Here is a 21,937-nt window from a genome sequence, read left to right as displayed (position 1 = left end):
CGTCCACGACAAAAGTCAGGTCACCTTCGCCGCCAACGCCCTGAACTGCCCCCAGGTCAGCGTCGGTGTCGACGGATCCCAGACCTTCTGGGCCAGGGCCGCGAGGGGCAGGTGGATGCCCGCCGCCACCTGGGCCTGGGTCTGGGCCCGGGACAGGTCGCACCAGACCGCGAGCCGGCCGCCGAGGATCTGGGGGTCGTACCGCGCCGGCACGGGGGTGGAGCCGCGCAGGACGCGCGGGGTCCACTGCTCGTAGATGCGGCGGCCGGTGGGGTACGGGAAGCGGTTGGGCTCGCCCAGGATGTAGTAGAGGTAGTCGTCGTTGAGGTTGATCAGCTTGCGGCCCGCGCTCAGGTACGAGGCCGGCAGCCGCGCGCCGATCTCGCGGCCCGTCCAGTACTCGACCTCGATGTCCTTGTCGGGGCTGACCACCCCGCCCGTGAAGAAGCCGTCGTTCCAGGCCTTGAGGGTCTTGCCGGTGGGCCGGACGACGGCCGCGCGGTCGTTGAGCCAGCCGGTGGCGAGGTCCTGGACGCGGCCGGAGGGCCCGTACTTCGCGACCGCGGCCCGCGCCAGCTTCGGGTAGCTCGCCTCGGGGTTCTTGGACATCAGCGCGACGTATTCGTCGCCGCCGAGGTGCCAGTACGCCCCGGGGAAGAGCTGGGTGTACTCGCGCAGCAGCTCGTCGACGATCTTCGCCGAGTCCGGGTTCGAGATGTCGACGGTCCCGCGCGGGGTCCGGCCGCTCGCGCTGACGAGCTGGAGGTTCGGGTGGGCGGCGATGACGGCGCCGAGGTGTCCCGGCGAGTCGATCTCGGGGATGACCGTGACGTGGCGGCTCGCCGCGAGGGCGAGGATCCGGCGGACCTCGGCCTTGGTGAGGTGCTCCGCCGACACCACCTCGGGGTGGCTGTCGGACTCGATCCGGAAGCCCTGGTCGTCGGAGAAGTGCAGCCCGAGCTGGTTGAGCTTCAGGTCGCTCATCTCGCGGATGCGGTCCTCGATCCAGGCCGCGGTGAAGTACTTGCGGGCGATGTCGACCATCAGGCCGCGCTGCGGTTTCGCCGGCCGGTCGGTGACCGTGCCCTCGGGCATCGCGCCGGTGGCCCTGACCGACTGCTTGAGCGTGCGGGTGCCGTAGAAGACGCCGGCCTCGTCGGGGCCCGCGATCCGGACGCGGCCGTCGCGAACCGTCAGGGCGTACGACTCGGGGGCGCCCGTCCCGCCCAGGGCCAGCTCGACGTCCCCGGGTCCGGCCGCGGCGGCACCCCGGTACGGGATGCCGAGCTCCCCGGCGATCAGCCGGCCTTCGTCGGCGAGGGCCTCGCTGTTCGCGGCGAGGACGACCCCGCCCGTGGGCGCGGGCTTCCAGCCGGGGCCGCGGGCGGCCTCGTGGGCGCCGACGGAGGGGATCGTGCGCGGCGCGGTGGAGAGGGGGTAGTTCTTCGTCGGCGTGGGCGTCGGCGTCGGTTTCGGGCTCGGCGGCGGGGTGCTCGTGGGCGTGGCGCTCGCGGACGAGCCCGTGGCGGACGGGGTGGACGGAGAGCCGTTCGAGCAGGCCGCCACGGTGGCCAGCGCCACCGCGGTCGCCAGAAGGGCGGGGCCCCGGCGAGGCCCCCAAAGGGAGTACCGCATCATTCGGATCCTCCCGTACGGACGACGGTCCGACCAGTCGACGGAGCCGGAAGACGATCGTCCATCATGTGTTCCGAAACTCTCCCTTCCGGGTGAAATTCGCGCATCCGTCGGACACTTCCCTCATCCCGTCGATAACGTTGCGTCACGCCCACCCCACCCGTCCCGGAGTACCGGAGCCCACGCTGACCAGCGACACCCACGCCCCCTGCCGGAAGCCGGGCTCCACGGACACGCCTGCCATACCTGCCCAGCAGGGCGCGGCCCGGCACCTCTCCGGGCTCGTCCGCTTCAACGCCGCACCGGCCGGGGCCGCCGAGGCGCTCCTGTTCGACTGCTGCGCGAGCCGGCGCTGGGCCGAACGGGTGAGCGCGCACCGCCCGTACCCGACGCTCGACGCGCTGCTCGCCGCCGCGGACGAGGCCTCCTACGACCTGTCGCGGGCCGAGCTCGACGAGGCGCTCGCCGCCGAGTCCGCCGCCGTCCCGCATCCCGACGCCCCGCCGGCGGCCCTCATGGCGCTGGGCGCCGCCCACGCCGCGTACGAGAGCCGCTTCGGGCACGCCTTCGTGATCAGCCTGGACGGAGTGCGGCCCGACGAGCGTCTCGACCGCGTACTGGCCGGTATCCGGTCACGTCTCGGCAACGAACCGGAGGAGGAACGGGTGGTGGCCGCCGACGAACTGCGCCGGCTCGCCCGTGCCCGCCTCACGTTCGGCGTCACCACGCCGTGAATTCGTCCGTAATGCGGCGATTCCTCCCTGTGCGATAGCCCGTCCGTGCCTGTTTGATCACACCGATGGACCCCGCGCGAGCGAACCGGCGAGTCGTCGCTACGATGACCGGGGCCGGTGGACCGTACCCGGCCGGGTCAGACCGACAGAGAAGCCGGCCGACCCTGATCCCCGCTCCCGGAGGGTTTTTCCGTGCCGGCTGGAACGCTGTACCGCGGCCGGGAAGGAATGTGGAGCTGGGTGGCTCATCGAGTCACCGGCGTCCTCATCTTCTTCTTCCTGTTCGTACACGTGCTGGACACCGCTCTCGTCCGCGTCTCCCCCGAGGCGTACGACGAGGTCGTCGCGACCTACAAGACGCCGATCGTCGCTCTTCTGGAGTACGGCCTGGTCGCCGCCATCCTCTTCCACGCGCTGAACGGCCTGCGGGTCATCGCCGTGGACTTCTGGTCCAAGGGCCCGCGCTACCAGAAGCAGATGCTCTGGACCGTCGTGGGCGTCTGGGTCGTGCTGATGGCGGGTGCCGTCTACCCCGTCCTCAACCACGCCGCACGTGAACTGTTCGGGAGCTGACGCCACTCATGTCTGCTGACACCTCCACCGCGATCGGCCCCGTCGAGGGCGGCGCGCACTACGACGTGGACAATCCCGCGCCGTACATCGAGGCCCCCCGCAAGCGCACGGGCAAGACCCCGCGCGCGACCCGCGGCAACTTCGAGATGGCCGCATGGCTCTTCATGCGCCTCTCCGGCGTGGTCCTCGTCGTCCTGGTCATCGGCCACCTGCTGATCCAGCTCGTGCTGGACGGCGGCGTCACCAAGGTCGGCTTCGCCTTCGTGGCCGGCCGCTGGGCGTCCCCGTTCTGGCAGGTCTGGGACCTGCTGATGCTCTGGCTCGCCATGCTGCACGGCGCCAACGGTCTCCGTACGGTCATCAACGACTACGCGGAGCGGGCCAACACGCGCCTGTGGCTCAAGGGCCTGCTGTACACCGCCACGGTGTTCACCATCCTTCTGGGCACGCTGGTGATCTTCACCTTCGACCCGAACATCCGCTAGGCACGGGGCTGAGGTAATCCACGTCATGAAGATCCACAAGTACGACACCGTCATCGTCGGCGCCGGCGGCGCCGGCATGCGCGCCGCCATCGAGGCGACGAAGCGCAGCCGCACCGCCGTGCTGACGAAGCTCTACCCCACCCGCTCCCACACGGGCGCCGCGCAGGGCGGCATGGCCGCCGCGCTGGCGAACGTGGAGGAGGACAACTGGGAGTGGCACACCTTCGACACGGTCAAGGGCGGTGACTACCTGGTCGACCAGGACGCCGCCGAGATCCTGGCGAAGGAGGCCATCGACGCCGTCCTCGACCTGGAGAAGATGGGCCTGCCGTTCAACCGGACGCCCAACGGGACGATCGACCAGCGCCGCTTCGGCGGTCACTCCCGCAACCACGGCGAGGCCCCGGTCCGCCGGTCCTGCTACGCCGCGGACCGCACCGGCCACATGATCCTCCAGACGCTGTACCAGAACTGCGTCAAGGAGGGCGTGGAGTTCTTCAACGAGTTCTACGTCCTGGACCAGCTGATCACCGAGGTCGACGGTGTGAAGCACTCCGCGGGCGTCGTCGCCTACGAGCTGGCCACCGGCGAGATCCACATCTTCCAGGCCAAGGCCGTCATCTACGCCTCCGGCGGCACCGGCAAGTTCTTCAAGGTGACCTCCAACGCCCACACCCTGACCGGTGACGGCCAGGCCGCCTGCTACCGCCGCGGTCTGCCCCTGGAGGACATGGAGTTCTTCCAGTTCCACCCGACGGGCATCTGGCGCATGGGCATCCTGCTGACGGAGGGCGCCCGCGGTGAGGGCGGCATCCTCCGCAACAAGGACGGCGAGCGCTTCATGGAGAAGTACGCGCCGGTCATGAAGGACCTCGCGTCCCGTGACGTCGTCTCCCGCTCCATCTACACGGAGATCCGCGAGGGCCGCGGCTGCGGTCCCGAGGGCGACCACGTCTACCTGGACCTGACGCACCTCCCGCCGGAGCAGCTCGACGCCAAGCTCCCGGACATCACCGAGTTCGCCCGTACGTACCTCGGCATCGAGCCGTACACGGACCCGATCCCGATCCAGCCCACCGCGCACTACGCCATGGGCGGCATCCCGACGAACGTCGAGGGTGAGGTCCTCTCGGACAACACCACCGTCGTCCCGGGCCTGTACGCGGCCGGCGAGGTCGCCTGTGTCTCCGTGCACGGCGCCAACCGTCTCGGCACCAACTCGCTGCTCGACATCAACGTCTTCGGCAAGCGCTCCGGCATCGCCGCCGCCGAGTACTCCGCCAAGCACGACTTCGTCGAGCTGCCCGAGGCCCCCGAGGCCTTCGTCGTCGCGCAGATCGAGAAGCTGCGCAACTCCACGGGCAACGAGCGGGTCGCCGACCTGCGCCGCGAGCTCCAGGAGACGATGGACGCCAACGTGATGGTGTTCCGCACGGAGCAGACCATCAAGACGGCCGTCGAGAAGATCGCCGAACTGCGCGAGCGCTACGAGAACGTGTCCATCCAGGACAAGGGCAAGCGCTTCAACACCGACCTCCTGGAGGCCATCGAGCTGGGCAACCTGCTCGAACTGGCCGAGGTCATGGCCGTCTCGGCCCTGGCGCGCAAGGAGTCCCGCGGCGGTCACTACCGCGAGGACTACCCGAACCGCGACGACGTCAACTTCATGCGCCACACCATGGCGTACCGCGAGGTCGGCGAGGACGGCTCCGAGACCGTCCGTCTCGACTACAAGCCGGTCGTCCAGACCCGCTACCAGCCGATGGAGCGTAAGTACTGATGGCTACCCCCGTACTGGACAAGGTCGAGGCGGAGTCCGCCGCCTCCCCGTACATCACGGTCACGATGCGGATCCGCCGCTTCAACCCCGAGGTGTCGGACGCCGCGGTCTGGGAGGACTTCCAGATCGAGATCGACCCGAAGGAGCGTGTCCTCGACGCCCTTCACAAGATCAAGTGGGACGTCGACGGCACCCTGACGTTCCGTCGCTCCTGCGCGCACGGCATCTGCGGCTCCGACGCGATGCGGATCAACGGCAAGAACAGGCTCGCCTGCAAGACGCTGATCAAGGACATCAACCCGGAGAAGCCGATCACGGTCGAGGCCATCAAGGGCCTCACGGTCCTCAAGGACCTCGTGGTCGACATGGAGCCGTTCTTCCAGGCGTACCGGGACGTCATGCCGTTCCTGGTCACCAAGGGCAACGAGCCGACGCGCGAGCGCCTGCAGTCCGCCGAGGACCGCGAGCGCTTCGACGACACCACCAAGTGCATCCTGTGCGCCGCGTGCACGTCGTCCTGCCCGGTCTTCTGGAACGACGGCCAGTACTTCGGTCCGGCCGCGATCGTCAACGCGCACCGCTTCATCTTCGACTCGCGTGACGAGGCGGGCGAGCAGCGCCTGGAGATCCTGAACGACAAGGACGGCGTGTGGCGCTGCCGCACGACGTTCAACTGCACGGACGCGTGCCCGCGTGGCATCGAGGTCACGAAGGCCATCCAGGAAGTCAAGCGCGCGCTGATCACGCGTCGCTTCTGACACTCCTGACGCTCCGTTCGGCCGTCGGCCGGATAGCCCGCTTCTGTACGCTTCTGCGTGCGGGAGCGGGCTTTTCCCTTGCACGCGCTTTTCCAGGGCACAGAGAATCGGGGATTGATGAGCGAGCCGAACCCTTACGCGGACGGTGAGTACAAGTGGGGTCCGGGGCAGCAGGACGCGACGCCCGCGTACGGATACCCGCAGACCCCGCCGCCCTACCAGCCGACCCTGCCGGGCGGCGTGCCGGTGCCGCCGCAGTACCCGGCGGGATTCGGCGGGGTGCCGACGCTGACCATCGGCGACATCTCGGTCGTCGGCGACCAGATCCTCACGCCCGCAGGCCCGATGCCGCTGAAGGGCGCGGTCTGGAACGCGATGGACATGTCCCGGGTCGAGGAGAAGATCCCGACGGTCGCGATCGTGCTCGCCGTGGTCTTCGCCGTGTTCTGCCTGCTCGGCCTGCTCTTCCTGCTGATGAAGGAGAAGCAGACCACGGGCTATGTGCAGGTGACGGTGAGCAGCGGCGGCCGGCACCACTCCACGCTGATCCCGGCCGGCTCCCCCGACACGTTCTACGCCGTGATGAACCAGGTCAACTACGCCCGGACGCTCAGCATCTGACGCTTCATACGAGCTGGCTGACGATCGTCGGGTCGGTGATCGCGGTGTCGTCGGCCAGCAGCATCGCCTTGCTGAGGACGATCGCGAGCATGCCGTCGCCCTCGTACGGGAGCGGGCCGGCCCCGTCCGTCGCTCCGGAGGCCCGCTTCGGGACGATGCACAGGTACCGGCCGTGCGGCGCGATCAGCACGTTGCCCGAGCCGAGGTGGATCTCGTACGTGTGGAGGTCGCCCCGCACCCGCAGGAACCGGCCCTCGACCGTGCACCGTTCGCCGATCGCGAGCCGGGGCACGAGGCGGGCGAGCAGCTCGCGGCGGGTCTCGGCGCTCTGCGACAGCTCGCCGAAGCCGTACCGCTGCCAGTAGTCGCGGTGCCGGCCGCCCGGGCCGCCGTCCTGCCACGTCGGGTCGTTGCCGACGCTGGCGACGCCGACGAACAGGTCGACGTCCCGCAGGACTTCGGAGAGCACCTGCTCGGGGATCTCGGCGAGGGGTACCGGCCGGGAGGGGACGGTGTACGCGCCGCCGCCGGCGTGCGCCCAGTTGTGCCCGGCGTCGATCCGGTGGAAGCGGACCTGGTCGGTGGTGACCTGGGCGTAGGCGTACGAGGCGGTGATGTCGCCGTCCTGGTCGCCGCCGGCGCCCTCGACCCAGTACTCGGCGCGCAGCCCCCACTCGGGCAGTTCGCGGTACAGCGGCGGGTACGAGTCGTCCACGGCCAGCCGCAGCTTCGCCGTCCAGCCGCGCTGCGCGGCGAGGGCGTTGAGCTGGTACTGGCGCAGGATGTGCCCGGCGAAGCGGTTGGAGTACTTGACCTCGCCTCGCCCCCATGAATGAGGGCGATTCTCCGTCCGTCGTCGCTCACGTGCGGTGGGCGACGACCACGGTGTTTCCTGGTTCCTCCCGACAGGTGCCGGGGTTGTGCGCGCCGCCTGGCCGCTGCCGGGTCTTACGTGCGCTCCGCAGACGTTTACCGCCGCCGTTACCGGCGTCGGGCCCCCGGTCCGGGGGTGGGTGGTTCTGCCGCCGCGACGATGCGGCGGCCTTCGTATCGGACGTTCTTGCCGGCGTTCCAGTCCCGGTCGTGCCAGGTCTCGCAGTTCGGGCAGGTCCAGGTGCGGACATTCAGCGGCTTGGGGCCGTCGCGGTGCCCGCAGCCGGAACATATCTGCGTGCTGGGGAAGTGCCGGTCGACCTTGGCGAAGGACCGTCCGCGCCGGGTTGCCTTGTAGTTGAGGAAGGACACGAACTGTGCCCATCCGGCGTCGTGCACGCTCTTGGCCAGCCGTGTGCGTGCCAGTCCTCGCACGTTCAGGTTCTCCGCGTAGACGGCTTGGTTCTCGCGCGTCAGCTTGTGGGACCACTGATGGTGGAAGTTCCGGCGCGCATCCGCCACAGCGGCGTGAGCGCGGGCGACCTTGATCCGGGCCTTGTCCCGGTTGTTGCTTCCCTTCTTCTTCCGCGACAGTTCCCGCTGCCGCTTCTTCAGCTTCTTCTCCGCCCTCCGCAGGTACCTCGGCGAGGCGATGTGCGAGCCGTCGGCGAGGACCGCGAAGCGGGTCAGGCCCAGGTCGATGCCCTGGTCCCCGTCTGCCGGCGGGAGGATGTCGGCCGCCGGGTCGGACTCGACGACGAAGGACACGAAGTACCGGTCGGCCCGGTCCTTGATCAGCGTCACAGACGACGGAGCGGACGGGAGATCGCGGGTCCACTTGACCTCGATGTCGCCGATCTTCGGGAGGCGCAGTGTGCCGTCCCTGAGGATCGACCACCGGTCGGAGCGGGTGAACCGGGCGGTCTGCCGGTTGTCCTTACGGCTCTTGAACCGGGGCGGGGCGGCCTTCGGGCCTTTGCGCTTGCCGGTCTTCGAGTCCTCGTGCGCCGTCCACGCCTTGTCGAAGTCCCGAAGGGTCTGCTGGAGAACTCCGACCGGCGCGTCGGACAGGAACGCCCGCTCCTGGGTCTTCTTCGCGCCGGTGATCAGTGTCTTGGACAGGTCCGGGTTCTTCGGGATCTGCTGGTACGGACCTTCGGCGATCCGCTGCTCGGGGTTGCCGAGCAGCTTGTTCGACGCCTTGCGCGGCTTGACGACCGACAGGGCATCGTTCCAGACCACGCGCCTACACCCGAACACCCGCCGGGCGCGGAGCGCCTGGCCGGGCGTCGGATACACGCGAAACTGGTAACGAAGCTGCATGCCGATCACCGTAAGGCGGCAGCACATCAGCCCGCATGAATTCACCCGAAGCGCTTGACACCGGATCCCTCGCATGCTCGGCAGATCCAGTTAAGGCGGATGTGCGCGAGACCCACGCGCCACCCGTCGCGCACTTCCGCCGTACACCTCGGGCGGCCCGCTGGGGGACTCCTGGACCGTCTCCTCGGCAAGTTCGGCGCTCGCCGCGCGGGCGGCGAGCGCCCGCATCCGCTCCAGTGCCGTCATCCCCCCACCAGCGGTACCAGCTTGAGGAACGTGACCTCGACGCCCGGGCCCAGTTCCACCTCGTCGTCGAGCTCCTCGACCTGGCGGTCGCCCACCAGGACCAGGAAGCCGTTCCGCCCGAAGGCCTCGACCGCGCGGGCGAACTCCCGCTCGGCCGCCTCCGGCGCGGTCTCCTGCTCGACCCGGCGGCGGATCAGCTCGCGCAGCGCGAGGCGCTCCTCGGCGACGGAGAGGCCGCCGGCCTCGGTCCGCGCCCCTGACGTCGTCTCGTCGACGAAGGTCACCATTGCCATGCCGAGCAGAGTAGGGGCCACCACCGACAACGCCCCGGGGGCGTCCGGTTCAGCCGTGCCAGGCCTGGACGGGGCCGCCCGCCTCCGCCTCGACCATGATCCGGCGCAGCATGCCGTTGAGCTGGTCGCGCTCCTCGGGGGTGAGGACGCCGAGCAGCCGCTCCTCCTCGTGGCCGAGGACGTCCATCGCGCCGAGCCAGGTCTCGCGGCCGGAGGCGGTGAGTTCGACGACGACCCGGCGCCGGTCGGTCGTGGACTGGGTGCGGCGGACGAAGCCGCGCTTCTCCAGGGCGTCGAGGCGGCCGGAGACGGAGGCGGGGGCCAGGTCGAGGTCCTGGGCGAGTTCGGAGGGGGCGGCGCTGCCGCCGCGCCCCGCGAGCTTGTGGAGGGTGTCGAACTCGTGGCGTTCCAGGTCGAAGTCGACGAGGGACTGCTCCCTGACCCTGCGCAGATGGACCGAGAGCTTCTTCATCCGGGTGACCGCGCCCTCGACGACGGGGTCGAGGCCGGGCAGGACGGGCTGCCAGCGGTCGACGTGCTCGTCGGTCCAGTCGCGCGGTTCGTCGGGGGACGCCATGGAGTGATCGTACGTCGGCGGGGCGCTCCCGTCCCGAAAAGTATTTCGTTGACGAATTATTCGGCACCGAAATACTCTGCCGGTCATGGCCACTGCTCCCGTGCACCACCCCGTCGCACCCCCGTCCGTCCCCCACCCCCTGCGCACCCGCTCCTTCCGCCTCCTCTTCACCGGCCGCGCCCTCTCCCTCCTCGGCGACGCCGCCATCCCCGCCGCCCTCGCCCTCGCCGTCCTGGAGGCCACCGGCTCCACCTCGGCGCTCGCCCTGGTCCTCGGCTGCGCGATGGTCCCCAAGCTGCTCCTGCTGCCGCTGGGCGGGGTCGTCGGCGACCGCTTCGACGCCCGTACGGTCGCGCTCACCACGGACCTCGTACGCTGCGCCACCCAGCTCGTCGTCGGCGTCCAGCTGCTCGGCGGCACCCCCAGCCTCGCCGTCCTCGCGGTCGCCGAGGCACTCGGCGGGGCGGCCGGAGCCTTCGCCATGCCGACCGGCTCGCCCCTGGTGAAGGGCACCGTGGAGGAGGCCGCGCTGCACCGGGCCAACGCGGCGATGAGCGTCGCCCAGAGCGGCAGCCGCCTCGCCGGACCCGCGCTCGCCGGCACCCTCGTCCTGACCGTGGGCCCCGGCTGGGCGTTCGTCCTGGACGCGGCCACCTTCGCCGTCAGCGCCCTGCTCCTGACGGCCGTACGGGTGAAGCGGGTCCCGATCCCGCGCCGTTCGCTCCGCGCCGACCTCACCGAGGGCTGGCAGGAGGTCCGCTCCCGGGACTGGTACTGGACCAGCCTCGTCGGCCACAGCGCCTGGAACGGCGCCGCCGCCGTCCTGATGACCCTCGGGCCCGCGATCGCCGTGGACCGGCTCGGCGGCGGCACCACCTGGGTCGTCCTCCTCCAGGTCGGCGCCGTCGGCTTCCTCCTCGGGGCGCTGCTCGCCGACCGGGTCAGCCCCCGGCGCCCGGTCCTGACCGCGAACCTCGGCCTCGCCACGTACGCACTGCCGCTGGTCCTGCTCGCGCTCGCCGCGCCCGCATGGCTGACGATCGCGGCGTACGGGCTCGCGCAGGCGGGCCTCGGCTTCCTGTCCCCCGTGTGGCAGACCGCCGTCCAGCGCGCGGTGCCCGAGCACGCGCTCGCCCGGGTCACCTCGTACGACTGGCTGCTCTCGCTCGCCGCGATGCCCCTCGGGTACGCCCTGGCACCGATCGCCGCCTCGACGTGGGGGCCCCAAGTGCCGCTGCTCGTCGCGGCGGCGGTGGTGGGCGGGTGCTGCGCGGGGACGGCGCTTGTGCCGGGGGTGAGGCGGTTCCGGTAGGGCTGTCAGTGGGGTCCTCTACCGTCGGGAGCATGGTGGGGATCACGGGCCTGGAGAGCAGGCTGGACGAGGCGGTCGAGCGCGAGCGCACGGAAGGACCGGGAGCGGTCGGCGAGTTGCTCGCGTCCCTGGGCGCGCGGGAACGCAGGGAGTGCGCGCTCGCGCTGCATCTGCGGGCCTGCCGTGGCCTCGCGACCCTGACGGCACCCGCCCTCGCCGTCCTGGCGGAGCAGGAGTTGGGGTGGACCACGGAGGAGTCGGACCTGCTGCTCGCGCGGCTCCTGGGGAAGGACGCGGAGGTCGCACCGCATGAACTCCACGGCGCGTTCTGGAGCTTGGTCCCGATCGCCCTCGCTGCGGCCGCGCAGGCCGAGGACTTCGACCGGCCCCGGGTGAGGGCGCTGCAGCGGATCGTCGAGTCCCACTACGTCTACCGGAGCGAGCAGTACGCGGGGATACGGCACCTGATGGACGCCCTGCTGCGCCGGGAGGTGCCGGTGGTGCCCGGCCGACTGCCCCGACAGGTCCTCGACGACCTCGACGAGTACGGCCCGGCGATGCGCGCGGCGCACGGGGAGCTGCTCGCGGGGGCGGGCGTGGCGGCCTTCCTCGGGCACTGCGTCCTCCTGGACAAGCCCAGGGCGACGCGGGCGTGGCGCCGGAAGGCGGCGGCCCTGCTCGGGGAGGCCGAGCAGGGGGCGGAGGTGGTGCGGCGGCTGTTGGAGGGGATCGCCGCGCAGCCCGAGCACCGGGTCTCGGACCGCAACCCGTGGCATCAGGTCGACTGGGGTCTCGCCGGCGACACCAACACCTCCCTGGTCCGCGGGCTCCTGTGGGCCGCGCTCGACGTCGACGCCGCGTGGGTCGTTCCGCTCGTCGGGGCCGTGGCCGTGAACGCGGGGACGGGGATCGGCGGTTCCGGCGGGTTCTGCCGCAGCCAGACGCTGGCCACCACCGCCGTCGCCGTGCTCGGGGAGTGCGGGGGCGCCCGGGGCGAGGAGGCCGTGCAGTGGCTCGGGCGGCTGCCGAAGAAGGTCAAGAACCGGACCGTGAACAAGGGCATCGCCAAGGCCCTGGAGGCGGTCGCCGCGCGCGCCGGGCTCACCCCGTCGATGCTCCGCGAGCGCGGGGTCGCGACGCTCGGACTCGACGGGCGCGGGGTCCGGGAGGTCCCGCTCGGGGCGTACACGGCGGAGCTCTCGGTGCAGGAGCCGGGCACGGTCGCGCTGTCGTTCAGGAGCCCGGAGGGGAGGCTCCTGAAGACGGCGCCGAAGGAGGTCCGGGAGGCTCACACGGAGGAGTTGAAGCAGGCCAGGGCCGGGGCCAAGGAGCTGAAGGCGCTCGTCGCCGCCGAGCGGTCCCGCCTGGAAGAGCACCTCGCGGCGGGGACGGTCTGGCCGGCGGAGGACTGGCAGCGGTACTACGTCGACCATCCGGTGACGGGGGCGGTGGCCCGGGCGCTGCTCTGGGAGGTCGCCGAGGACGGTGACTGGACGGCCGGCGTTCCGGAGCGCACCGGCGGCGGCTGGGCCCTCGCGGGGCACGACGGGACGGCGCGTCCGGTCGGTCCGGGCGCCCGGCTGCGGCTGTGGCATCCGCTGCGGGCCGGCGGCGAGGAGGTCGCCGCGTGGCGGGCGGCGCTGGCGGAGCGGGAAGAGCGCCAGCCGTTCAAGCAGGTCTTCCGCGAGGTGTACCCGCTGACTCCGGCGGAGCTCGCGACCGCCTCGTACTCCAACCGCTTCGCGGGGCACGTCCTGCGGTACGGGCAGGCGCGGGCGCTGATGGCCGAGCGCGGCTGGACGGGGGACCACCTGGGGTACTTCTCGGACGGCTGGTCCTCGGAGCTGGTGAAGGAGCTACCCGCGCCGGGCGAGCTGCCGGCCGGCGAGGGAATGCGGTGGCGGGCCCGGTTCTTCGTGGAGCTGGTCGACGAGGGGGCGAGCGCGGACGGGGTGGCCCGGCTCTGCTCCACGGACCAGGTGCGGTTCGAGAGGAGAGCGGGGGCGCAAAGGGTCTGGGAGGCGGCCGCCCTCGCCGACGTACCGGCGCTCGTGCTGTCGGAGGCGCTGCGGGACGTCGACCTGTTCGTGGGGGTGGCGTCGATCGGGGCGGACCCGCAGTGGCGGGACCGCGGGGAGAACCGGGCGTACGACAGGTACTGGGAGAGCTGGTCGTTCGGTGAGCTGACGGAGTCGGCGCTGATCCGGCGGGAGACGCTGGCCCGGCTGCTGCCCCGGACGCGGATCGCCGACCGGGTGGAGCTGACCGACCGGTTCCTGCGGGTGCGGGGCGAGTTGCGCGCGTACCGGATCCATCTGGGTTCGGGGAACGTGCTGATGGAGCCGGACGACAGCTATCTGTGCATCGTGACCGATCGTGCGCGGGACCGGGGGAAGGTGTTCCTGCCGTTCGAGGAGGACGGCGGGCTGCTGTCGGTGATCCTGTCGAAGGCGCTGCTGCTCGCCGCCGACGACCGGATCACCGACGCGACGATCACCGCGCAGATACGCCGGGGCTGAGCTCGGAGACCTCGGTCAGGAAGGAGAGGAGCAGCCGGGCCGTCTCGTCCGGGCGCTCCAGGGCGGGGAGGTGGCCGGCCCAGTCGAGGTCGACGCGGCGCGCGGCGGGCAGGAGGTTCCCGAGCTCGTCGGCGATCGCCCGGAAGTCGGGCTGGTCGTGGGCGCCGACGGCGACGAGGGCGGGGGCCTCGATCCGGGCGAGGTCGTCGCGGGTGACCTCGGGGGCGACGGGGTGGTTCTCCTCGGGGGCGGCGAGCTGGAGGTCGAAGGCGCGGCGCTGCCCTTCCCGTACGAGGGCACGGGCGGTCTCGGAGGCCTCGGGGCCGAGCCAGGTGTCGACGTTGAGCTCGACGGCGGCGTCGAGGTCGCCCGCCTCGACGAGGGCGTCCTCGCGGGCGCCCCAGGCGCGCAGCTCCGGGCTCGGCACCATGCCGGGCATCGCGGAGCCCAGGAGCGCGAGGGCCGAGACGCGTCCGGGGTGCAGGGCGGCGAGTTCGAGGGCGACGCGGCCGCCGAAGGAGGAGCCGACGACGGCGGCGCGCTCGGCGCCGAGGTGGTCGAGGAGCGCGCGCACGTCCTCGGCGTGGGTGTGCGGGGCGTCGATCGGGCTGTCGCCGAAGCCGCGGAGGTCGCAGCGGACGACACGGTGTCCCGCTTCGGCCAGTGCGTGGAACTGCCCGTCCCACATCCGGCGGTCGCAGACCCCGGAGTGCAGCAGGACGACGGTCGAGGGGCCGGTGCCGGCCAGGTCATGAGAGAGCGTCACCCGCCCGACCCTAGGCGGCGGGGCGCGGTCGGGCCACCTCATTGCCCAAGCGACTTGAACACGTTCAAGAGGAGGTCTACAGTCATGACCGCCAGCTTTTGAACGCGTTCAAGGGAGGGTGGGGCATGGACCTCACTGTCGTCGCGTACATCGTCTACCTGCTGATCAGCGTGGCCCTCACCGTCTGGGTCGCCCGCACGCTCAGCCGCAACGGAAGGATCTTCCTCTCCGACGTCCTGCACGGGAACGAGAAGCTCGCGGACGCCGTCAACCACCTCCTGGTGGTGGGCTTCTACCTCGTCAACTTCGGCTTCGTCGCCCTCTACCTGAGCCAGGACGCCGCCGTGATCGACGCCCGGGCCCTCTTCGAGGCCCTCTCCGTCAAGCTCGGAGTGGTCCTGCTCGTCCTCGGCGTGATGCACCTCGGCAACGTGTACGTGCTCAACAAGATCCGCCGCCGCGGGGTCATGGAGCGCGAACAGGTGCCGCCGGTCGGCCCGCAGGGCTGGACCAAGACACCCCAGGGCCCCTGGGCCCCGCCCGCGCCGCAGGCCTGACCACCGTGTCGGCCCCGGCGCAGCCCACGACCCCCGTGGGACGTCTGACCGTGCTGTACGACGCCGACTGCCCGCTCTGCGTGCACCTCAGGCACTGGCTGCTGCGCCAGCGGCAGCTCGTCCCGCTCGATCTCGTACCGGCGGGATCGCAGCAGGCACGGCGCCTCTTCCCGGCCCTCGACCACGCCGCCACGCTGCGGGAGATCACCGTGATCGGGGACCGGGGCCAGGTCTACCGGGACACCTCCGCCTGGATCGTCTGCCTCTGGGCCCTGGCCGACCACCGGCCCAAGGCCCACTGGCTCGCCACCCCCGCCGGACAGCCCTTCGCCCGGGTGACCGTCCTGGCGGCCGCGAAGTGGCGCGAGGCCCTCAAGGGGCCGGGAGGGGAAGACGCTCCCTGCGGGGACGGGCACTGCGAGGTGCCCGGTCCGCCCGGTTAGGCTCGGGTCCGTGACGGAAGAGAAGAAGGCCGAAGAGAAGAAGGCCCCCAAGAGCGAGCAGACCCGCACGCTCATCCTCGAAACCGCGCTCCGGCTGTTCCAGGAGCGCGGTTACGACAAGACGACCATGCGGGCCATCGCCCAGGAGGCCGGGGTCTCCGTCGGCAACGCGTACTACTACTTCTCCTCCAAGGAGCACCTCGTCCAGGGCTTCTACGACCGGATCGCCGAGGAGCACCAGGCGGCCGTCGAGCCCATCCTGAGCGGCGACGAGAAGGACCTGACCGCCCGGATCCGCGGGGTCTACCTCGGCTGGCTCGACATCGCGGAGCCGTACCACGAGTTCGCGGCCCAGTTCTTCAAGAACGCCGCCGACCCGGACAGCCCGCTCAGCCCCTTCTCCCCCGAGTCGGAGGGCCCGCGCGAGGCCGCGATCGAGGTGCACCGGCGGGTCATCTCCGGCGCCTCGGTCAAGGTCGACCCGGAACTGAAGGAAGCCCTCCCGCAGTTGCTGTGGCTCCAGCAGATGGGCCTGGTGCTGTTCTGGGTGTACGACCGCTCGGAGGGCGCGGCGAACAGCCGGCGCCTGGTGGAGCGCCTCGCGCCGGTCACCGCCCGCGCGATCTCGCTCTCCCGCTTCCGGATCCTGCGCCCGCTGGTCAAGGAGACGCACGAGCTGCTCTCCGACTTCATGCCGACGGCGGCCGGGATGGCGGCCTCGGGCAAGCCCAAGAAGAAGGCGAACCCGAAGCCGCAGGAGGCCCCATAAGGGGTGCGGGCCTAAATCCAGCTGAGCTCCCACAGGCGCCAGATGCCCGTGCCGTCCGTCAGGTACTGGGAGCCGGTGACCGCCGCCGTGGAGAGGACGTAGTCCTTCTTCTGCCACAGCGGGACGAGCGGGACGTCGGTGGCGACCTCGTTCTGGATCTCCCTGAAGTCGCTCGTCGCGCGGCCCCGGTCGCTGTACTGCTGCGTCGAGGCGATCAGGCTGTCGATCGTCTTGCTGGAGAAGCCGTTGTGCAGGGTGTTCTTCGTCCCGACGAGCGGCGCGGTGAAGCTGTCGGAGTCGGGGAAGTCGGGGAGCCAGCCGACGGGGTAGGCGTCGTAGCTGCCCTTCGCGTACCCCTTCTGGAAGCTCTGCCAGTCGGCCTCGACGAGCTTCACCTTGAAGAGGCCGCTCTCCTCCAGCTGCCGCTTGATCTCGGCGGCCTCGGTGGCGTACGTGGCGTCCTTGCGGTAGCCGAAGGTGAACTCCACCGGCGTCTTGATCCCGGCGTTCGCCAGGAGCTTCTTCGCCTTCTTCGCGCTCGGCTCCGGGTAGAGGTCGTAGAAGGCGGTGCTGTGGCCGACGAAGCCCTGCGGGATGAGGGAGTAGAGCGGCTCGACCGTGCCCTTGTAGGCGCCCTCGGTGATCGCCGGGCGGTCGATGACGGCGGCGACGGCCTGCCGTACGGCCTTGTCGGCCATGGGCGAGCCGGGCCGGACGTTGAAGTTGATGTTGCGGATCTCGGCGCTCTCCGCCTCGTTGATCCGGGTCCCGTCCTTGGTGTCCAGCTTCGCGATGAAGTCCGGCGGGAGCTGCCGGTGCGTCACCTGGACCTCCTTCGCCTTCCAGGCGGTGGCGAGGTCCGCGGACTGGCCGTAGTACTTCACGAGGACCGTGTGACCGGCCTTGGTGATGGCGCCCTTGTACTTCGGGTTGGGCTGCAGGAGCGCGGACTCGCCCTCCTTGTACTCCTTGAGGACGTACGGCCCCGAGCCGTCGACCGCGGAGTCCGTCCGCAGCCGGTCGGCCGGGTAGTGGTCCTTGTCCACGATCGAGCCGGCGCCCGTGGCCACCTTCAGCGGGAACGTGGCGTCACGGCCGCTCAGGTGGAAGGTGACCGTACGGCCCTCGGCCGAGACGTTCTTCAGGGTCGGGAAGAGCGGCTGCGGACCGACGTCCGTCTTGATGCGCAGCATCCGCTCGAAGGAGTACTTGACGTCCTCGGCGGTGATCTTGCGCCCGTTGGCGAAGGTGAGGTCGTCGCGGAGCGTGCACTGGTACGTGGTGAGCCCGGAGCCCAGGAACTTGCAGCTCTCGGCGGCGTCCGGAACCGGCTGGCTGAGGCCCGGCTTGAACGTCAGCAGCGACTGGAAGACGTTGCTGTACATCGCCCAGGAACCGGCGTCGTACGCGCCGGCCGGGTCGAGTGACGTCACCTCGTCGGTCGTGCCGACGGTGATCGGGTCGGTCCGCTCGCCGTCGGAGGGCAGGAGTTGCCAGCCCCCCACTCCGGCGGCCACCAGTACTCCACAAGTGATGAGGATCCGCAGACGGACCGTCGACCGCATTGCCGTGCTTCCTTTTTTTGGTACCACCCCAGATGCGACGGCCCCCGGAAACGCCGCGATGGCTGCATCCCATCACACGGGTTTCACATGGGGAAGGGAAAACTTTCACATCACAGGTATATGTCCGGGATATGAGACTTTAAGTCGATGAGCAGCACGTATCGACTTCTGCGCGGGGAGTGACAACGTCCGTTCAGGCCTGTTTCGAGGCGAGTTCGACGATCGTGATGTCGGAGGGCGCGCCGACCCGGACCGGGGGTCCCCAGGCGCCCGCGCCCCGCGAGACGTACAGCTGGGTGTCACCGTACCGTTCGAGCCCGGCGACGGTCGGGTTGGCCAGTTCGGCGAGGTAGTTGCCGGGCCAGAGCTGGCCGCCGTGGGTGTGACCGGAGAGCTGGAGGTCCACGCCGTGGCGTACGGCGTCGTGGACGACGATCGGCTGGTGCGCGAGGAGCACGGCGGCGCGGGCCCGGTCGCGGTCGCCGAGGGCCCGCGCGAAGTCGGGGCCCCGGCCCTCGCTCTCCCCCGCGACGTCGTCGACGCCGGCGAGGTCGAAGCCGGCCGGGATCTCCACGCGCGCGTTGCGCAGCGGGTGCAGGCCGAGCTCGCGGACGTGGTCGACCCAGGCGTCGGCGCCCGAGAAGTACTCGTGGTTGCCGGTCACGAAGAAGGAACCGTGCCGGGCACGGAGCCGGGCGAGCGGCTCGGCGGCCGGGCCGAGGTTCTCGACGGTCCCGTCGACGAGGTCGCCGACGACGGCGATCAGATCGGGCTGGGTGGCGTTGATCGTGTCCACGATCCGCTGGGTGTGGGCGCGGCCCAGGATCGGCCCGAGGTGGATGTCGGAGACGACGGCGATCCGGTAGCCGTGCGCGGCGCGCGGGATCTTGGCGAGCGGCACGGTGACCCGCTTGACCCGGGGCCCGCGCAGCACGCCGTACGTGCCGTACCCGACGGTCCCGAGGGCGACGGCGGCCGCGGACCCCGCGACGACGCGGGAGACGAAGAGCCGCCGGGAGACGTCGGCGGGGGCGGCCGACTCGACCGGCCGACCGGCCTCCTCGACCGCCACGACCTGCCCGTCGGGGCCGGGCCCGGTCGCGGTCTCGGGCGCGGGCTGGGGCTCGGGCGCCGGCTGGGGCTCGGTCTCGGGCGCGGTCTCGGACGCAGGTGCGGGCGCGGGGGCGGGCGGGGATACGACGGGTCCGGGTCCCGTGGCGGCCGCCGGTACGGGCTCCGCCGGTGCGGCGGCGGCCGCGCGGCGCCCCAGCCAGGCCCGCAGGAGCGGCCGGACGGCCTCGCCGACCACCAGGGCCAGGACCAGGTACAGCAGCACGGCGAGCCAGAGGAAGCCCGGCCAGGCGACCGCCTGCTGGAGCAGGAAGGGCGCGCCCGCCCGCGAGGAGACCAGGGCGGCGATCGAGAGCAGCGGCAGCGCCACGACGGCGACCGTACCGAGCCGGCGTGCGAGGCTCCCGGCCACTGTGACGTCCCGCACGAGGCGCCGCCACACGTACCAGTGGACCGCGCCGAGCAGCGCGAGCACCACGACCAGGACCAGCAGAAAGACGACCACTCCCCCGGAACCCCTCTTCTCTTCTAGGCGTCCGCGCGGCGCGCGGCACGCACCCCGCGCAACCCGATCACGCCGATCACCGTCCCCAGGACAAAGGACGTGATGGCGAGCAGCAGGTGAACCCAGAAGTACGCCGTCGGATCGCCCGCGTCGTCGAAGGCGAGGCCGCTCCCGTCGTTCCAGAGGTTCTTGACGAAGGTGACCCAGATGAAGACGGACCACACCCCGAAGGCGAGCAGGAACCAGGAGACACGGCGGCTGAGCTTCATGACCCCAGTATCACCATCCGTCTCCCGACCCCCGCTTCCGGGTGGACGAGCGCGGGTGAACCGCCTGCCGGGGTTCGGATCGGTATTGCGTACCTGTACGTTCTCGACCGTGTCTGCTTCGAAGAAGACCGCTTGGGCGGTCGCCGCTGCTGTGCTCCTGCCGCTCGTCACCGCCGCGCCCGCGGCCCACGCGGACGGAAAGGACGGGAAGGACAAGCAGCCCAAGCCCCCCGCCATGATGTCCACGGTCGGGGGCGCCCTGCTCAGCAAGCCGGGGACGCAGGTGCAGCTCGGTCCCGGCGCCCCGGTGCTGCCGAAGGAGCTGTCCGGCCGTTCCTGGATCGTCGCGGACGCGGAGAGCGGCCAGGTCCTCGCCGCGCACAACGCGCACTGGCGGCTCGCCCCGGCCTCCACGCTCAAGATGCTCTTCGCCGACACGCTCCTGCCGAAGTTCACCAGGACGCAGAACCACCTGGTCACCAGCCAGGACCTGGCCGGGATAGGAGAGGGTTCCAGTCTGGTCGGCATCAAGGAGAAGCAGACCTACAGCGTCCACGACCTGTGGCTCGGCGTCTTCCTCCGCTCCGGCAACGACGCCGTGCACGTGCTGACCAGCATGAACCACGGCATCAAGCAGACCGTGAAGGACATGAACGACCACGCGGCCGAGCTCCAGGCCCTCGACACCAACGTGGTCTCCCCGGACGGCTACGACGCCGTGGGCCAGGTCTCGTCCGCGTACGACCTGACGCTCATCGCCCGCAACGGCATGCGGAAGCCGGACTTCCGTGAGTACGCCGCCACGTCCCGCGCCGCCTTCCCCGGCGAGGCCAAGCCGGGCAAGAAGCGCGAGACCTTCGAGATCCAGAACACCAACCGGCTCCTCACCGGCGACATCGGCGTCGAGCCGTACCAGGGCATCGCCGGGGTCAAGAACGGCAACACCACGCACGCGGGCGCGACCTTCACCGGGGTCGCCGAGCGCAACGGCAGGGTCCTGCTCGTCACCGTCATGAACCCCTCCTCGAAGGAGTCGCACGCGGTCTACCGGGAGGCCGCCCGGCTGCTCGACTGGGGCTTCGCGGCCTCCGGGAAGGTGACGCCGGTGGGCGAACTGGTGCCGCCCCGCTCGGAACGCACGACGCCCACCGCCCCGGACGACGGCACCGCCCCGGCGCCCGGCAAGAACGCCCCCAAGACGCCGGCCCACGCGACCGCCGCCGCTCCCGAGAAGTCCGGCGGGATCGGGATCGCGCTGGCCGTGGCGGGCGGCGTCCTCGTCCTCCTGGCCGCGGCGGTCTTCCTCGTCAACCGGCGCTGGCCGCTGGCCGCGTCGGCGGCCCGTCGTCGCCGCTCCGAGGAGTCTCGGGAGTCGGAGGGGTCTCCGAAGCCTCAGGAGTCTTCTTCCGATGTGAATCCGTGACCGTCCACGCCGAGCAGAACAGCAGCAGCTTCGCGGTGAAGTTGATCCAGAGGAGCAGGGCGACCGGGACGCCGAACGCCCCGTACATCGACTTCGCCGCGACCCCCTTCATATAGCCGCCGAGCAGCAGCTTCAGCAGCTCGAAGCCGACCGCGCCCATCAGCGCCGCCACCAGGAGGTCCCGGCGGCGCGGTTCGACGCCCGGCAGCAGCGTCAGCACGTACAGCAGGATCAGGAAGTCGGCGACGACCGCGACGAGGACGGCGGCGCCCTGGAGCAGGATGCCGCCCGCCCCCTCGCCGGAGATGCCGAGCCGGTCGGCGCTCCAGCCGACGGCGGTGGAGCCGAGCCAGGACGCGGCGAGCGAGGCGATCGCGACGCCGCCGAGGCCGAGGAGGATCAGCCCGTCCTTGCCCTTGAGCAGGAACGGGTTGCCCTCGACGGCGTCGAGCCCCCAGACCGCCCGCAGGCACTCCCGCATGGAGCCGATCCAGCTGATGCCGGTGACGAGCAGGACGGCGCCGGCCACGAGTCCGATGGTGCCGGCGTTCGCGACGAGCCCGGCGATGTCGAGCTGGTCGGAGATGCCGGGCACCTGGTCGCTGATCTTCTTCTCGATCGAGTCGAGCTGATCCGGCGTGAGGAGCGCGGCGCCGATCGCGGCGGCGACCGTGATCAGCGGGAAGAGGGCGATGAAGGAGACGAAGGTGATCGCGGCGGCGAGCCGGGTCCAGTGCGCCTCGTCGAGGGTCTCGTACGCGCGCCAGGCGTGGGTCCGCATGAGGCGGACGACCCACGGGCCGATGACGGGAAGCTTGGTCAGCCAGTCCATGTCGTACG

At 71.0% G+C, this 21,937-nt stretch carries 22 protein-coding genes; 12 read left to right on the top strand and 10 right to left on the bottom strand.

Translation table 11 applies throughout. The features are described 5' to 3' along the window. Positions 1-15 precede the first annotated feature (15 nt). Complete coding sequence (locus SVTN_RS23580; protein WP_052499271.1) at positions 16-1,638, bottom strand: beta-N-acetylhexosaminidase; 1,623 nt, start codon at positions 1,636-1,638, stop codon at positions 16-18. 137 nt (positions 1,639-1,775) lie between these two features. Here SVTN_RS23580 and SVTN_RS23575 point away from each other — a divergent pair, with 137 nt between their 5' ends. The 6 genes from SVTN_RS23575 to SVTN_RS23550 all read left to right on the top strand — a co-directional run bounded on the left by SVTN_RS23575 (position 1,776) and on the right by SVTN_RS23550 (position 6,586). Beyond that, positions 1,776-2,369, top strand: coding sequence for a 2-oxo-4-hydroxy-4-carboxy-5-ureidoimidazoline decarboxylase (locus SVTN_RS23575; RefSeq protein ID WP_174518281.1), 594 nt, complete (start codon positions 1,776-1,778; stop codon positions 2,367-2,369). A gap of 192 nt (positions 2,370-2,561) precedes the next feature. Beyond that, on the top strand, positions 2,562-2,942 hold the full coding sequence (gene sdhC / locus SVTN_RS23570; RefSeq protein WP_041130883.1) for a succinate dehydrogenase, cytochrome b556 subunit: 381 nt from the start codon (positions 2,562-2,564) through the stop codon (positions 2,940-2,942). An 8-nt stretch (positions 2,943-2,950) separates the two neighbouring features. Next, positions 2,951-3,427 carry a succinate dehydrogenase hydrophobic membrane anchor subunit gene (locus tag SVTN_RS23565; protein WP_041130882.1) on the top strand — a complete coding sequence of 159 codons (477 nt, stop codon included), beginning with the start codon at positions 2,951-2,953 and terminating at the stop codon, positions 3,425-3,427. A 25-nt stretch (positions 3,428-3,452) separates the two neighbouring features. Continuing rightward, positions 3,453-5,207, top strand: coding sequence for a succinate dehydrogenase flavoprotein subunit (gene sdhA, locus SVTN_RS23560; RefSeq protein WP_041130881.1), 1,755 nt, complete (start codon positions 3,453-3,455; stop codon positions 5,205-5,207). Continuing rightward, on the top strand, positions 5,207-5,965 hold the full coding sequence (locus tag SVTN_RS23555; protein ID WP_041130880.1) for a succinate dehydrogenase iron-sulfur subunit: 759 nt from the start codon (positions 5,207-5,209) through the stop codon (positions 5,963-5,965). Before sdhA ends, SVTN_RS23555 begins: the two co-directional genes overlap by 1 nt. Positions 5,966-6,082: 117 nt before the next feature. After that, positions 6,083-6,586, top strand: coding sequence for a hypothetical protein (locus SVTN_RS23550; protein WP_041130879.1), 504 nt, complete (start codon positions 6,083-6,085; stop codon positions 6,584-6,586). A 4-nt stretch (positions 6,587-6,590) separates the two neighbouring features. On the opposite strand, the gene SVTN_RS23545 is transcribed toward SVTN_RS23550, so the two are convergent. The 4 genes from SVTN_RS23545 to SVTN_RS23530 all read right to left on the bottom strand — a co-directional run bounded on the left by SVTN_RS23545 (position 6,591) and on the right by SVTN_RS23530 (position 9,898). After that, positions 6,591-7,301 (bottom strand): DUF7737 domain-containing protein, encoded by a 711-nt coding sequence (locus SVTN_RS23545; RefSeq protein ID WP_052499269.1) that lies wholly within the window; start codon positions 7,299-7,301, stop codon positions 6,591-6,593. Between the two features lie 266 nt (positions 7,302-7,567). Continuing rightward, a complete protein-coding gene (locus SVTN_RS23540) occupies positions 7,568-8,782 on the bottom strand; it encodes an RNA-guided endonuclease InsQ/TnpB family protein (RefSeq protein ID WP_052499714.1) in 1,215 nt (404 codons plus the stop codon). A 242-nt stretch (positions 8,783-9,024) separates the two neighbouring features. Beyond that, positions 9,025-9,321 carry a hypothetical protein gene (locus SVTN_RS23535; protein WP_041130878.1) on the bottom strand — a complete coding sequence of 99 codons (297 nt, stop codon included), beginning with the start codon at positions 9,319-9,321 and terminating at the stop codon, positions 9,025-9,027. 49 nt (positions 9,322-9,370) lie between these two features. Further along, positions 9,371-9,898, bottom strand: coding sequence for a MarR family winged helix-turn-helix transcriptional regulator (locus tag SVTN_RS23530; protein ID WP_041130877.1), 528 nt, complete (start codon positions 9,896-9,898; stop codon positions 9,371-9,373). Positions 9,899-9,983: 85 nt separating this feature from the next. On the opposite strand from SVTN_RS23530, the gene SVTN_RS23525 reads away from it, so the two are divergent. Both SVTN_RS23525 and SVTN_RS46200 read left to right on the top strand, forming a co-directional pair. Then, positions 9,984-11,210 carry an MFS transporter gene (locus SVTN_RS23525; RefSeq protein WP_052499268.1) on the top strand — a complete coding sequence of 409 codons (1,227 nt, stop codon included), beginning with the start codon at positions 9,984-9,986 and terminating at the stop codon, positions 11,208-11,210. A 32-nt stretch (positions 11,211-11,242) separates the two neighbouring features. Continuing rightward, positions 11,243-13,729: a DUF4132 domain-containing protein gene (locus tag SVTN_RS46200; protein ID WP_052499267.1), complete on the top strand. Its 2,487-nt coding sequence runs from the start codon at positions 11,243-11,245 to the stop codon at positions 13,727-13,729. Here SVTN_RS46200 and SVTN_RS23515 read toward each other — a convergent pair. Then, positions 13,704-14,495 carry an alpha/beta fold hydrolase gene (locus tag SVTN_RS23515; protein ID WP_041130875.1) on the bottom strand — a complete coding sequence of 264 codons (792 nt, stop codon included), beginning with the start codon at positions 14,493-14,495 and terminating at the stop codon, positions 13,704-13,706. The two genes, SVTN_RS46200 and SVTN_RS23515, sit on opposite strands and share 26 nt — an antisense overlap. Positions 14,496-14,620: 125 nt before the next feature. On the opposite strand from SVTN_RS23515, the gene SVTN_RS23510 reads away from it, so the two are divergent. The 3 genes from SVTN_RS23510 to SVTN_RS23500 are packed head-to-tail and all read left to right on the top strand — an operon-like array spanning position 14,621 to position 16,264. After that, positions 14,621-15,052, top strand: coding sequence for a hypothetical protein (locus tag SVTN_RS23510; RefSeq protein WP_041130874.1), 432 nt, complete (start codon positions 14,621-14,623; stop codon positions 15,050-15,052). Between the two features lie 35 nt (positions 15,053-15,087). Beyond that, positions 15,088-15,495, top strand: a complete 408-nt coding sequence (locus tag SVTN_RS23505; protein WP_041134177.1) for a thiol-disulfide oxidoreductase DCC family protein — start codon at positions 15,088-15,090, stop codon at positions 15,493-15,495. 10 nt (positions 15,496-15,505) lie between these two features. Beyond that, positions 15,506-16,264, top strand: a complete 759-nt coding sequence (locus SVTN_RS23500) for a TetR/AcrR family transcriptional regulator (RefSeq protein ID WP_041130873.1) — start codon at positions 15,506-15,508, stop codon at positions 16,262-16,264. 11 nt (positions 16,265-16,275) lie between these two features. On the opposite strand, the gene SVTN_RS23495 is transcribed toward SVTN_RS23500, so the two are convergent. The 3 genes from SVTN_RS23495 to SVTN_RS23485 all read right to left on the bottom strand — a co-directional run bounded on the left by SVTN_RS23495 (position 16,276) and on the right by SVTN_RS23485 (position 19,674). Then, positions 16,276-17,829 (bottom strand): ABC transporter substrate-binding protein, encoded by a 1,554-nt coding sequence (locus SVTN_RS23495; RefSeq protein WP_041130872.1) that lies wholly within the window; start codon positions 17,827-17,829, stop codon positions 16,276-16,278. 193 nt (positions 17,830-18,022) lie between these two features. Further along, positions 18,023-19,405, bottom strand: coding sequence for a metallophosphoesterase (locus SVTN_RS23490; protein WP_041130871.1), 1,383 nt, complete (start codon positions 19,403-19,405; stop codon positions 18,023-18,025). Positions 19,406-19,428: 23 nt separating this feature from the next. Beyond that, a complete protein-coding gene (locus SVTN_RS23485; RefSeq protein ID WP_041130870.1) occupies positions 19,429-19,674 on the bottom strand; it encodes an SCO4848 family membrane protein in 246 nt (81 codons plus the stop codon). 109 nt (positions 19,675-19,783) lie between these two features. Between SVTN_RS23485 and SVTN_RS23480 the strand changes: the two genes are divergently transcribed. Further along, on the top strand, positions 19,784-21,097 hold the full coding sequence (locus SVTN_RS23480; protein WP_041134176.1) for a D-alanyl-D-alanine carboxypeptidase family protein: 1,314 nt from the start codon (positions 19,784-19,786) through the stop codon (positions 21,095-21,097). Here the strand turns inward: SVTN_RS23480 and SVTN_RS42300 are convergent. Beyond that, entirely contained in the window at positions 20,982-21,929 is a 948-nt protein-coding gene (locus SVTN_RS42300; protein WP_078908460.1) for a YihY/virulence factor BrkB family protein, read from the bottom strand. The two genes, SVTN_RS23480 and SVTN_RS42300, sit on opposite strands and share 116 nt — an antisense overlap. Positions 21,930-21,937: the final 8 nt, after the last annotated feature.

Origin of the sequence: Streptomyces vietnamensis (assembly GCF_000830005.1) — a bacterium.
GTDB classification, from domain to species: Bacteria; Actinomycetota; Actinomycetes; order Streptomycetales; family Streptomycetaceae; genus Streptomyces; species Streptomyces vietnamensis.
Note: the sequence above shows the minus strand (reverse complement) of the source record. Positions and strands in the feature narration are given on the sequence as shown.